The organism is Stenotrophomonas sp. 610A2, assembly GCF_030549615.1.
In the GTDB taxonomy this organism is placed as follows: domain Bacteria; phylum Pseudomonadota; class Gammaproteobacteria; order Xanthomonadales; family Xanthomonadaceae; genus Stenotrophomonas; species Stenotrophomonas pigmentata.
This window is the reverse complement of record NZ_CP130832.1, coordinates 2,328,464-2,340,963: the sequence shown is the minus strand read 5'-3', so window position 1 is coordinate 2,340,963 and position 12,500 is coordinate 2,328,464. Positions and strand designations below refer to the sequence as shown.

Sequence of the window (12,500 nt, the reverse complement as noted above, 5' to 3'; positions counted from 1 at the left end):
ATGCGTATCGCCGCGCCCGCGCTGGAAATCAATCCGGCCATCGCCAATGATCCAGCCAAGATCGACAAGGTCGCGCGTCAGCTGGAAGGCCAGTTCGCGCAGATGCTGGTCAAAAGCATGCGCGATGCCAGCTTTGGCGATTCGCTGTTCCCCGGTGAAAACCAGATGTTCCGCGAGATGTACGACCAGCGCATTGCCGAGGCAATGACGCGTGGTCGCGGGCTGGGCCTGTCGGCGATGATCGCCCGTCAATTGGGTGGCGCTGAAGCTACGACGACCCCGACGGTTGATCCCAGCATCAAGCCCGCCGCTGCGGCACGCGCCTATCAATTGGCAGCTCCCGCGGCCACCGGCCTGCCGCTCAACACCGCGCCGGCAATTGGCGAGGATCCGCTGTCATCGCTGAACATCAATGACCAGTCCACTTATATGGCGCCACAGGCGCAGGTGCTGGACCTGATTGCAGGCCGTGACAGCAGCAGCTTCCATGCATCACTGAATTCAGCCAATCCCTATCAGGACAACGCCCCGACCGAGTTAGCAGCCGACTGGGCGATGAGCAACGACCGCTGGAGCAAGGTATCGGCAGCTGAGCGCGGTGACGCGGTCGATACAGCTACTGCCAATGTCGCCGCCGACAAGCTCGGCAAGCACACCCCGGAAGGCTTCGTGGCCAGTATCTGGCCGCATGCCGAGCGTGCCGCGCGCGAGCTGGGCGTCGATCCACGCGCACTGGTTGCGCAAGCGGCGCTGGAGACCGGCTGGGGCAAGCGCCATATCAAGCGCGACAACGGTGACAGCAGCCACAACCTGTTCGGCATCAAGGCCACCGGCTGGAGTGGTGAGCGCGCAACCACAGGTACCCATGAATACGTCAATGGCCAACGCCGCAACGAGACCGCCAGCTTCCGTGCCTATGGTTCGATGGCGGAGAGCTTTGGCGACTACGTCCGCATGCTGAAGAACAGCCCCCGCTACCAGGCTGCGCTCAGCGCCGGCAGCGATGTACGCAGCTTCGCCCAGGGCCTGCAGCGTGCCGGCTATGCCACCGATCCCTCGTACGCCGCCAAGATCGCCGCCATTGCCGCTGGCCCGACCATCCAGCGCGCTGTCGCCGCCATCGGTGATGCCGGTGCGCGCCTGGGCCAGACCTTTGCCAGTAACGCCGGTGCTACCGGCATCACCCGACGTTGAGATAGCCGTCCATGTCTAATGTTCTTTCCACTGGCACCAGTGCCCTGATCGCCTTCCAACGGGCGCTGGCCACTGTCAGCCACAACGTCGCCAACATCAAGACTGACGGCTACAGCCGGCAGAAGGTGGATTTCGCCACGCGCGAGCCCAGCGACGTGGGTTATGGCGACGTTGGCAACGGCACCAAGATCACCGACATCCGGCGTGTCGCCGACCAGCTGGCGATCTCGCGCCTGCTCGACAGCAATGGCGAGCTGGCACGGCTGCAGCAGCTGTCCGGCATGGCCGACCGCGTGGATGCGCTGTTCTCCGATGCAGCCACCAATGTAAATGGCGTGTGGTCCAACTTCTTTGACGCCGTCAATGGACTGGCATCCAATGCCTCCGGCACCGCTGACCGGCGTGATGTTCTGGACAACGCCAGCACCCTGGTCAACCGCTTCAAGCAGCTCAACAGCAACCTCGACAGTTTGAACAGCGAGGTCAACAACGGCCTGATCTCGGCCGCCACCGAGGTGAACCGGCTGGCCTCCGAGATCGCGCAGATCAATGGTGCCATTGGCAGCAATGCAGCTGCCGCCGCGCCGGACCTGCTGGACCGCCGTGACCAGCTGATCTCCAAACTCGTCGGCTATACCGGCGGCACCGCGGTGATCCAGGACGGCGGCGTGATGAACGTCTACTCGGCCGGTGGACATGCGCTGGTGGTTGGCACCACCGCCTCGCAGATCACCACCGCCACCGATCCCTACCAGCCCGAACGCCTGCGTCTTGCGATCAAGACCCAAGGCATGACGGTGACCCTGGACAGCAAGGCGCTTGGCGGCCAGATCGGCGGCCTGCTCGAATTCCGCGAAACCGTGCTGACACCTGCGCAGGCCGAACTCGGCCGGATCGCAGTCGGCATGGCGCAGTCGTTCAACCAGGCACATGCCGAAGGCATGGACCTGTACGGCGACATGGGTGGCAACTTCTTCAATCTCGGCGCGCCGAAGATCGCCGGCCATAGCGGCAACACCGGCAGCGCAACGTTCACCGCCAGCTACGGCGACCTGGCCGCGCTGGATGGGCAGAACCTGCTGCTGAAATTCGACGGCACGAACTGGCAGGCGACGCGTGCCGATACCGGCGTTGCTGTACCGATGACCGGCACCGGTACCGCTGCCGATCCGTTCGTGGTCAATGGCGTGCAGTTCGTCGTCGGCGGAACGCCGGCGACGGGTGACCGCTTCCTGCTGCAGCCCACCGCCAACGCCACCAATGATCTGTCGGTGGCGATTACCGATCCCTCGCGCATCGCCGCCGCCAATCCGGTCAAGGGCACCGCCGTGCTGAGCAATACCGGCACCGGTGTGCTCGGCAAACTGGACGTACTGAACGCCGGTGACCCTGCCCTGCTCAACCCGGCTGCAATCACCTTCGTCGACGCCAACAACTACACCATCGATGGCGCAGGCCCCTACCCGTACACGCCTGGCCAGACCATCAGCGCCAATGGTTGGAGCGTCGTCCTTGATGGCAAGCCGGCCGCTGGCGATCGTTTCGACATCGGCAGAACCGCTGCAGGCTCCAGTGACAACGGCAACGCCTCGCGGCTTGCCAATGTTGAAGATGCCAAGGCATTCAATGGCGGCACCGTCACCTTGAACGGCGCGTTGGGCGGGCTGACCACGCAGATTGGTTCTGCCGCGCGTGCCGCCGATTACTCGCTGCAGGCGCAGCAGGTGATCAACGACAACGCCAAGGCATCGCGCGACTCAATCTCGGGCGTGAACCTTGATGAAGAAGCGGCGGACATGCTCCGGCTGCAGCAGGCCTATCAGGCGGCATCGCAGCTGATCTCCACCGCCGACACCATGTTCCAGACGATCTTGAAGGCGGTGGGCTGATGAGTAACCGTATCTCCAGCAACATGATGTACGACCAGTCGGTCTCGCTGATGCTGTCCAAGCAGAGCAAGATGAATCATCTTGAGCAGCAGCTGGCAACCGGCAAGAAGATCGTCACTGCCAAGGATGATCCCGTCGCCTCCGGCACCGCGGTCAATCTGGATCGCGTGCTGGCCGAGATGGAACAGCTGGGCAAGAACGCCAATACCGCGCAGAACCGGCTGGGTCTGCAGGAAAACGCCCTGGCGCAGGCCAATGAGCTGTTGGCAAGGGTTTCCGATCTGACGGTGCAGGCCAACAACGCCACGCTGTCCGCCGAGGACCGCAAGACGGTGTCGGCCGAGTTGCAGGCGATCAAGGACCAGATGCTGGCCTTGGCCAATACCACCGATGGCAATGGCCGCTACCTGTTCGGCGGTGCCGCCGATGGTGCCGCACCGTTCACCCTCGCCAATGGCACCGTCACCTACAACGGTGATCAGATCCAGCGTCAGGTCGAGATTGCACCAGGTACGTTCGTCAAGGACGCCCAGCCGGGCAGCGAAGTCTTCCTGCGCATCCGTACCGGCGACGGCACGGTGGATGGAGCGGCAGTCGCCGGCAATACCGGCAAGGCGGTACTGACCGATATCAGCCGCGATGGTTCCGGTAGTTGGAATGGCGACAGCTACACGTTGCGCTTTACTGCCGCCGACACCTATGAAGTGGTGGACGCCAGCAACACCGTGGTTGGCACCGGCACTTACAAGACCGGCGAGGACATCGTCTTCCAAGGCCTGCGCGTGCGCATTGAAGGCACACCCGCCGCTGGCGATGCATTCACCGCCGGTCAGGCCGGTACCCGGGATGTGTTCAGCACCATCGACCAGCTGGTGCAGTCGCTGCAGATGGACACCTCCACCGAAGCCGGCCGCACCGCGCAGCAGAACGCACTGCAGGCGAGCATGCGCGATGTCGCCCGTGCATCGGGCAGCCTGATCGATGCGCGCGCCGCCGGCGGTGCACAGCTCAAGTCAATCGATGATGCGGCATCGCTGCGCGAGGCCAGCAGCATCACGCTTGAAAGTTCCCTGTCGCAGCTACGCGACCTCAACTACGCCGAAGCCATCGGGCAATACCAGCTCGAAGGTGCGGCTTTGCAGGCGGCACAGACCATCTTCACCCAGATGCAGTCGATGTCGTTGTTCAACATGATCCGCTGATTCCGCAATCCGCAACGCTTCCGCCTCCTCACACGCAGTACGTCACCGAACACAACGGAGAAGTCCCATGGCACAAGTCATCAACACCAACATCATGTCGCTGAACGCTCAGCGCAACTTGAACACCAGCGGCAGCAGCCTGGCGACGTCCATCCAGCGTCTGTCTTCGGGCCTGCGTATCAACAGCGCCAAGGACGATGCCGCCGGACTGGCCATCTCCGAGCGTTTCAGCACCCAGATCCGGGGCCTCGATGTCGCCGTGCGCAATGCCAACGACGGCATCTCGCTGGCCCAGACCGCCGAAGGCGCGATGGTCGAGATCGGCAACAACCTGCAGCGCATCCGTGAACTGGCGGTTCAATCGTCCAATGCCACCAATTCGCCCAGCGACCGCGAAGCACTGAACGCCGAAGTCGACCAGCTGCTGTCGGAAATCGACCGCGTTGCCAACCAGACCGGCTTCAACGGTACCAAGCTGCTGGACGGCAGCTTCACCGGTGCCCTGTTCCAGGTCGGTGCCAACTCGGGCCAGACCATCGGCATCAATGCCATCGTCGACGCCAACATTGACACGCTGGGCAAGTCGGGCTTCGCCGACAACGTGACTGGCGCCGGCATCGGCGGCACCGCAGCGACTGCCTCCGGTTCAATCAGCGGCATCACCGTCAGCGTCACCCCGGCCGGCGCGGCGTCTGCTTCGCAGATCAAGCTTGACGACGTCAAGATCGAAGTCGGCGACGACGCAGCAGCCGTGCAGAAGAAGGTCGCACAGGCCTTCAACAACAAGCTGGACCAGACCGGCATGTACGCAACCATCGAAGGCGGCCAGCTGAAGCTGACCTCGGTCAAGGCCGGCCAGGACTTTGGCGGCATCACCAACGGCACCCTGACCGGCGGCACCGGCATCACCGTCTCGCTGGCGGCCGATCTGGGCGCAACCACCGCTGCAGCCGGCGTCGCTGCCAATGGCGGCGGTACCCGCCACATGGAAGATCTGGACATCTCCGATTTCGCTGGTTCGCAGCGCGCAATTGAAATCGTCGACAAGGCACTGACCGCGGTGAGCAGCTCGCGTGCGGAAATGGGTGCGATCCAGAACCGCTTCACCTCGACCATCGCCAACCTGGCCACCACCTCGGAGAACCTCTCCGCTTCCCGTAGCCGCATCCGCGATGCGGACTACGCCAAGGAAACCGCCGAGATGACCCGCACCCAGATCCTGCAGCAGGCCGGTACGGCCATGCTGGCCCAGGCCAACCAGGTGCCGCAGAACGTGCTCAGCCTGCTCAAGTAAGCACGCACCACGTGATCAAACAAAAACCCCGGCTTGCCGGGGTTTTTTTATTCTTGATTCTTGTGGGAGCGGCGTGAGCCGCGAAGCTGGCGCATCATCAGATCGCGGAATCCAAAGGGCCGCGCGCACTACCGGTTTCACGGCTTACGCCGCCCCTACAAAGGGCGCGCGAGGCCTTCCAGCGCTGGACAGCGATTTTTGTCAATCAGATCTTACGGAAGCCCTAAAGCGCGGGAGGGTGCTGCCGTTATTGATATCAGCAGCGGTACTGCGGCCCCTACGGCACCTCCCACTGCACCCAGTACCGGTCAGGTTGAGCTGCCGGATCAAACGACAAAAAGGAATCCGAAATCATGGCACAAGTCATCAACACCAACATCATGTCGCTCAATGCTCAGCGCAACCTGAACACGAGCGGCAGCAGCCTGGCCACCTCGATCCAGCGTCTGTCGTCGGGCCTGCGCATCAACAGCGCCAAGGACGATGCTGCCGGCCTGGCCATCTCCGAGCGCTTCACCACCCAGATCCGCGGCCTGGACGTTGCTACCCGCAACGCCAACGACGGCATCTCGCTGGCCCAGACCGCTGAAGGCGCGATGGTCGAAATCGGCAACAACCTGCAGCGTATCCGCGAGCTGGCTGTGCAGTCGTCCAACGCCACCAACTCCTCGACCGACCGCGAAGCGCTGAACTCGGAAGTCAACCAGCTGCTGAAGGAAATCGACCGCGTCTCCAACCAGACCAACTTCAACGGCACCAAGTTGCTGGACGGCACCTTCTCCGGCGCCCTGTTCCAGGTTGGTGCTGACGCCGGCCAGACCATCGGCATCAACAGCATCGTCGATTCCAACATCGATGCACTGGGCCGCGCCGGCTTTGCCGCAACCCAGACCTCGACCGCCGCACTGGCATCGGGTGCAGCTACCTCGGCCGGCTCCATCGGCGGCATGAGCGTCAACGGCGTCACCATCGAAACCGTCAAGGTTGCCGTCGGCGACACCGGTACCGACGTCAGCAAGAAGATGGCAGCAGCCATCAACGAGAAGATGGACCAGACCGGCGTGTACGCCGAGGTCGACAAGGATGGCAAGCTGAGCATGACCTCGGTCAAGGCTGGCAAGGACTTCACCTTCACCGACGCCACCAAGACCGACGCCGCCGGCCTGGCCTACTCGGGCGCTGGCATCGTCGCCGGCACCGTGGCCGCCAATGCCACCACCGGCACCAAGTTCCTGAAGGACCTGGACATCTCCAGCGTCGCCGGTTCGCAGCAGGCACTGGAAATCGTTGACAAGGCACTGACCGCCGTCAACAGCTCGCGTGCCGACATGGGTGCGATCCAGAACCGCTTCAGCTCCACCATCTCCAACCTGTCGACCACCTCGGAAAACCTGTCCGCCTCGCGTAGCCGCATCCGTGACGCTGACTACGCCAAGGAAACCGCAGAGCTGACTCGCAACCAGATCCTGCAGCAGGCCGGTACCGCCATGCTCTCGCAGGCCAACAGCTCCACCCAGAGCGTGCTGAGCCTGCTGGGCTAAGCACCAAGCGGTGCGCTTACACCGGCACTGAACGTGATGTAGCCAAAACCCCTGCCAGCCGGCAGGGGTTTTGTGCATGGGAATGCCCTGGTCCGCCACACCGTCGTAACGGCACGCGGCTTGCATGGAGTGCACGCAAACGCCGCCACCTGCCTAAAGTTGTTGGGCATGCGTGCCGATACAAGGGATACCTGCAAGGGCGTCCTTCAGCCTAGACCAAGGAAATAGCATGGCCACCTCCTCCCTCGCTGCTGTCGGCTCCGGCCTCGACATCCCGACCATCGTTGCCAAACTGGTCGCTGCCGAGCGCAAGCCTGCGGACAACCGCATCAATTCGCAGGGAACGGCGGCCACCGCCAAGCTGTCGGCACTGGGCAACATCAAGAGCTCGCTGACTGGCCTGCAAGGGGCGCTCGAGGCCATGGCCAAGAGCGCCGACACGCGCTCCTACAAGGCAACTGTTCCAGAAAACTCAGGCTTCAGCGCCAGCATCATCACCGACGCCGGCACCGGCAAGACACTGGCGACCGCAGGTACGTACAACGTTGAAGTACTGAGCCTGGCGACCACCCAGAAACTGAGTTCCGGCGCGTTCGCCGCTGACGCCAAAGTGGGCGACGGAAAACTGTCTTTCGCTTGGGGCGACAACAAAACACTTGACGTTGATATCGCCGAAGGTTCGACGCTGACCGAAATTGCCGCCGCCATCAACAAGGCCGCCAACGGCAAGGGCGTCAACGCCACCATCATCACCGCCAGCGATGGCCAGCATCTGGTGATGAACGCCGTCGATGCCGGTACCGAGGGCGCTTTGAAGGTCACCGCCAGCGGTGGCAATGGCGGCTTGTCCGCGCTGACCTGGGACGGCGCCGCCGGCGGCATGGCCCAGACCACCGCAGCCACCAACGCCAAGGTCAGCGTTGATGGCTTCGTGCGTGAATCCAGCAGCAATTCGATCACCGACATCATTCCCGGCGTCACCCTTAATCTATCCAAGGCTGAGGTTGGCACCACCCGTACATTGACCGTGGCGCAGGACAATTCGCCGCTGAAGATCAACTTGCAGGCCTTCATCAGCGCCTACAACGCGACGACCAGCATGCTGAAGAGCGCGACCAGCTACGACGCCGCCAATGACAAGGCATCCACCTTGACCGGCGACTCGATGATCCGCGGCCTGCAGCAGCAGATGCGCAGTCAGTTGAGCGCGAACGTCGTCGACCTGAAGGCGCTCGGCGTTGCCGTCAACAAGGATGGCACCCTCAGCTTCAGTGCTACCACCTTCGACAAGACCGTTGCGGAAAACCCCGGCGCGGCGGAGGCATTGTTTGGCAGCAAGGGGGCCCTTTCCAGCGGCATGACCAGCATGCTGAAGAGCAACCTCGACAGCACCGGCACGTTGACACAGCGCACCGATTCGCTGAACAAGCAGATCAAGAAGCTGGAAAAAGACCTGGACGCACTGGATGCGCGCATGGAAAAAGTGTCCGAGCGCTATACCAAGCAGTTCACCGCGATGGACACATTGGTTGCGGGCATGCAGAGCACCAGCAACTACCTCAGCCAGCAGCTGGCTTCCAAGTCCTGATAAACGCCATACCGCAGCGTCCAGCGACCTAAACCCACCAACGACCGCAACGACGAACACCTCGCCAAGCGGCTGATAACAAGGAGTCCCATCCACATGTACGGTGCCAACCGCCACTATGCCGAGCAGTACCGCAAGGTCGGCGTTTCCAGCCGTGTCGTCGATGCGGACCCCCATCGCCTGGTTGCCTTGCTTCTTGAAGGTGCCGGCGAGCGCATCCGCCGCGCCGAAGCCTGCCTGGCCAGTGGCGACCAAGCCCTGAAGGGCAAGGCCATCGGTGAAGCCTGTGCCATCATTGGCCATCTCAACGGTTCGTTGGACCATGAGGCCGGTGGCGACGTCGCAGCCAATCTGTCGTCGCTTTACGAGTACGTATTGCACCGCCTGACCGAGGGCAACCTCAATAACGACGTCAACGCCTTGCAGGAGTCCTTGTCGCTGATGACCGAGATCGAATCCGCCTGGAATGCCATTCCCTCCGAGCAGCGCGCCATGCCCGTTGCCAGCGGGGTACGCTGATGGCCGATACCGCCAGCCAGGTGCTTGATGCCCTGCATGCAGATCTGGACGCCCTGAAAAACGCCATCGATGCGGAAGACCACGACGGCGCCGAACAGATCGTCGCCGCGCATGACGCGCGCCTGCGCAGCTACATCGAGGCCAATGGCACGGCAGGCAGCGCCGACGCATTGCAGGCTTTGCTGGAACAGCAGCACGCCTTGGCCAGCCGGATGCGCGAACTGCGTGACGAGGCAGCAACACATCTGCGTGCGGAACGCCAGACCAGCCGTGCCGTCAACGCCTACCAACAGGCCGGAACCCTGGCATGAACCACACCGGCATCGACCATCCCGCTGAAACCGAGCTGTTCAACGACACGCTCAGTTGCGAGTTGTCGTTGCCGGCGGTGTTTGAAGCAAACGCCAAGGTGCGCCGTCCCGGCAGCGCCGAAATGCTTCTGCGCAGCATCGCGCTGGTCGAAGATGCCCGCAATGCAGATGACGGCAGCGATGATCGCAACGACAACAGCCTGCAATTGCAGCGATTGGAAGCTCGGCTCGACCTGACCCTGGTGCTGCTTGGGCGCCTGCTGCAGCGCGAGTCGCCCGCTGCGGGCCCGGTAGCCCTGCGCTGGTCGCGGCACGGCCTGCGCCTGCAGCGCGACCAGCTTGCCGGCATTGCTCCTGGAACCCCCGGCATCGTCAGCCTGCAGCCGGCCGAGTGGCTGCCGGACGCCATCGAACTTCCGGTGGTCGTGATCGCCGAGGCCGACACCGGCCAGGGGCCGCAGCTGTGGCTACGGCTGGAGACCCAGAATGAAGCGCTGCTGGCAGCGGTGGAGCGGCATTTGTTCCGCCTGCACCGCAAGCAGATCGCCGACAGTCGCCGCAACCGGTGAGCCTATTCCCAACTGCTGCGCTGGCGCCTGCGCCCCTGCTCCGCTAAGGTGCAGCATTCTGATATGACCCGGTCCACTGTGCGCGTTCTTATTGTCGACGACCATACTCTGGTGCGCGCCGGGCTCACCCGGCTGCTACAGACATTTGACGGGATCCAGGTGGTGGCCGAAGCCAGCAATGCCGACCAGGCATTGGAGATGGCCCTTTTCCATGTGCCGGACCTGATCCTGCTGGATCTGTCCCTGCCAGGCCGTTCCGGGCTGGAGGCGCTGACCGATATCCGCCAGCGGCTACCGCATGCGCGTGCGGTAATGATGTCCATGCACGATGACGTCGCACACGTCCGTGATGCACTTGATCGAGGTGCAGTGGGCTTCCTGGTCAAGGACGCAGCGCCCGCCGAGCTGGAACTGGCACTGCGTGCAGCCCACGCAGGCCAGGTTTTCCTGAGTCCGCATATCTCGGCAAAGATGCTTGCGCCGCTGATGGGCAAAGAGCGGACGACTGGCATTGGCGCCCTATCCCCCAGGCAGAAGCAGATCCTGCGGCGTCTTGGCAGCGGCCAGACCACCAAGGAGATAGCCGCCGACCTGGGCATCAGTATCAAAACCGTGGAAACCCATCGGGCGAGGATGATGGAGTCGCTCGGTTGCCGGCGCGCCAATGACCTGCTTCTGCTGGCCCTGCGTCATGAAAATGACCTCACCTGACACCGACGCCCCGGTAAAAGACGTTCTGCGTCACGAAATCGGAAATCCGACGCCAAAACGGGGCTGTGCATTTAAATCAACAACTTGCGATGAATTCCTACATTTTGCGCGCCAATAAATCGACGCAATGTAGGGGTTTCACCTACACGCCGTAAGGTTGTTTTTGACAGGCATCAGGTCAACACCTATTACCGCCCCGACATGAACCACGCAAGATGCGTTCCACAACGCAGCCATCGACTGGCCGCACGGGGAAACGCATGAAAGCCGCACTGTCCGCCCAACTGGGCCAGCAACTTCACCTCACGCCTGCCTTGCTGCAATCGATCCGCTTGCTGCAGCTCAATGGCATGCAGTTGGAGCTGGAAGTCCGCCAGGCACTGGAGAGCAACCCGCTGCTGGAGCTGCAGGAGCAGGCCGAGGACGCCCCGGTTTCGACAGCTGCCGACAGCGCCCAGACCGACACCGCCGCCTTTGACGAACTCCCCGAGAGCAACCTGTGGGATGTACCGGGCGCCAGCTGGAACGCCGATGACGAAGACCGCATGGCGCGCGTCGCGGCCGGCGAGTCCACTGATCCGCAGCTGCGCATCCTCAATGCGCTCGCCTACGAGTTGAACGATGCCGACCTGGAAGTGATCAGCTTCTGGCTGGACCATTGCGACGAGGCTGGCTACCTGCAGGCACCGCTTGCACAGCTGACCCAGCTGGCCAGCGCCCGCCTGGACCGTACCAGCACCGATATCGAAGCCCTGCGCCAGCGCCTGCTGCATGGCGAGCCGGCCGGCATGGCCGCCGTCGACCTGCGCGAATGCCTGCTGGCCCAGCTTACTGCCCTGCCCGGTCTGGTGCCGGCCCGCAACCTCGCCCGCCGCCTGCTCGACGCCGACATGCAGTTGCTGGCCAATCACGATTACCCCGCCCTGGCGCGCGCTCTGGATGCCGAAATAGAGGATGTGCAGGAAGCCTTCCGTCTGGTCCTGTCCTTGCAGCCTCGCCCGGGCGAGACCCTGCTGCCGCAGCAGGAACTGAGCGTGATCCCGGACGTGGTGGCCTGGCATGCCGACGGCCAATGGCGGGTTGCGCTGAATCCGGCCACCACGCCGCGCCTGGCCATCAACAGCAGCTACGAACGCGTCGTCGCCGACAGCAGCGGTGAATCCGCCCAGCCCCTGCGCGAGATGCTGCAGGAAGCGCGCTGGCTGACCCGTGGCCTGTCAATGCGCTACGACACCCTGCTGCGCACCGCACGCGTCATCATCGAACGCCAGGCCGCCTTCCTGGTCAATGGCGACGAATCGATGGCCCCGCTGACCCTGAAGGAAGTGGCCGACCTGATCGGCATGCACGAGTCCACCGTTTCGCGCATCACCTCCGGCAAGTACCTGCAGACGCCGCGCGGCACCTTTGAACTGAAGCACTTCTTCGCCGTCCGCCTGGAAGGCGCAAGCGTCTCCGGGCAGGCGGTAAAGGCCATGGTCAAACGCCTGATCGATGCCGAACCGGCCGCCCGCCCCCTCGCCGACGAGGCCATCGCCGGCCTGTTGTCGCGGCAAGGAGTGAACATTGCGCGCCGGACCGTCGCAAAATACCGCGAACAGCTTGATATCGCCCCGGCCCGCGAGCGTCGCCGCCAGAGCAGCAAGCCCCAGCTGGCCCGTGTGGGCTGAGACCAAGGATTC

Annotated in this window: 11 protein-coding genes; all 11 read left to right on the top strand. The window is 63.2% G+C overall.

What is annotated here, in order from left to right; translation table 11 throughout:
- The 11 genes from flgJ to rpoN all read left to right on the top strand — a co-directional run bounded on the left by flgJ (nt 1) and on the right by rpoN (nt 12,488).
- Nucleotides 1-1,194, top strand: coding sequence for a flagellar assembly peptidoglycan hydrolase FlgJ (gene flgJ, locus Q5Z11_RS10540; protein ID WP_303749937.1), 1,194 nt, complete (start codon nt 1-3; stop codon nt 1,192-1,194).
- A gap of 11 nt (nt 1,195-1,205) precedes the next feature.
- On the top strand, nt 1,206-3,083 hold the full coding sequence (flgK, locus tag Q5Z11_RS10535; protein WP_303749936.1) for a flagellar hook-associated protein FlgK: 1,878 nt from the start codon (nt 1,206-1,208) through the stop codon (nt 3,081-3,083).
- Entirely contained in the window at nt 3,083-4,285 is a 1,203-nt protein-coding gene (gene flgL, locus Q5Z11_RS10530) for a flagellar hook-associated protein FlgL (RefSeq protein WP_303749935.1), read from the top strand. The genes flgK and flgL overlap by 1 nt, the downstream gene beginning before the upstream one ends.
- Before the next feature lie 67 nt (nt 4,286-4,352).
- The gene (locus Q5Z11_RS10525) at nt 4,353-5,579 is read left to right on the top strand and encodes a flagellin (protein ID WP_303749934.1); all 1,227 of its coding nucleotides are present in this window, start codon (nt 4,353-4,355) and stop codon (nt 5,577-5,579) included.
- A gap of 353 nt (nt 5,580-5,932) precedes the next feature.
- Nucleotides 5,933-7,120, top strand: coding sequence for a flagellin (locus Q5Z11_RS10520; protein ID WP_303749933.1), 1,188 nt, complete (start codon nt 5,933-5,935; stop codon nt 7,118-7,120).
- A gap of 229 nt (nt 7,121-7,349) precedes the next feature.
- Nucleotides 7,350-8,708 (top strand): flagellar filament capping protein FliD, encoded by a 1,359-nt coding sequence (gene fliD, locus Q5Z11_RS10515; RefSeq protein ID WP_303749932.1) that lies wholly within the window; start codon nt 7,350-7,352, stop codon nt 8,706-8,708.
- Between the two features lie 96 nt (nt 8,709-8,804).
- Nucleotides 8,805-9,227 (top strand): flagellar export chaperone FliS, encoded by a 423-nt coding sequence (fliS, locus tag Q5Z11_RS10510; RefSeq protein ID WP_303749931.1) that lies wholly within the window; start codon nt 8,805-8,807, stop codon nt 9,225-9,227.
- Nucleotides 9,227-9,538, top strand: coding sequence for a hypothetical protein (locus Q5Z11_RS10505; protein ID WP_303749930.1), 312 nt, complete (start codon nt 9,227-9,229; stop codon nt 9,536-9,538). The genes fliS and Q5Z11_RS10505 overlap by 1 nt, the downstream gene beginning before the upstream one ends.
- A complete protein-coding gene (locus tag Q5Z11_RS10500; RefSeq protein ID WP_303749929.1) occupies nt 9,535-10,107 on the top strand; it encodes a PilZ domain-containing protein in 573 nt (190 codons plus the stop codon). The genes Q5Z11_RS10505 and Q5Z11_RS10500 overlap by 4 nt, the downstream gene beginning before the upstream one ends.
- Before the next feature lie 78 nt (nt 10,108-10,185).
- A complete protein-coding gene (locus Q5Z11_RS10495) occupies nt 10,186-10,818 on the top strand; it encodes a response regulator (protein WP_303750013.1) in 633 nt (210 codons plus the stop codon).
- 260 nt (nt 10,819-11,078) lie between these two features.
- A complete protein-coding gene (gene rpoN, locus Q5Z11_RS10490; RefSeq protein ID WP_303749928.1) occupies nt 11,079-12,488 on the top strand; it encodes an RNA polymerase factor sigma-54 in 1,410 nt (469 codons plus the stop codon).
- Nucleotides 12,489-12,500 lie beyond the last annotated feature (12 nt).

Coding starts and splice junctions, on each gene's coding strand:
- fliS (WP_303749931.1), top strand. CDS start 8,805: ATGTACGGTGCCAACCGCCACTATGCCGAGCAGTACCGCAAGGTCGGC.
- Q5Z11_RS10500 (WP_303749929.1), top strand. CDS start 9,535: ATGAACCACACCGGCATCGACCATCCCGCTGAAACCGAGCTGTTCAAC.
- Q5Z11_RS10505 (WP_303749930.1), top strand. CDS start 9,227: ATGGCCGATACCGCCAGCCAGGTGCTTGATGCCCTGCATGCAGATCTG.
- flgK (WP_303749936.1), top strand. CDS start 1,206: ATGTCTAATGTTCTTTCCACTGGCACCAGTGCCCTGATCGCCTTCCAA.
- rpoN (WP_303749928.1), top strand. CDS start 11,079: ATGAAAGCCGCACTGTCCGCCCAACTGGGCCAGCAACTTCACCTCACG.
- flgJ (WP_303749937.1), top strand. CDS start 1: ATGCGTATCGCCGCGCCCGCGCTGGAAATCAATCCGGCCATCGCCAAT.
- Q5Z11_RS10520 (WP_303749933.1), top strand. CDS start 5,933: ATGGCACAAGTCATCAACACCAACATCATGTCGCTCAATGCTCAGCGC.
- flgL (WP_303749935.1), top strand. CDS start 3,083: ATGAGTAACCGTATCTCCAGCAACATGATGTACGACCAGTCGGTCTCG.
- fliD (WP_303749932.1), top strand. CDS start 7,350: ATGGCCACCTCCTCCCTCGCTGCTGTCGGCTCCGGCCTCGACATCCCG.
- Q5Z11_RS10525 (WP_303749934.1), top strand. CDS start 4,353: ATGGCACAAGTCATCAACACCAACATCATGTCGCTGAACGCTCAGCGC.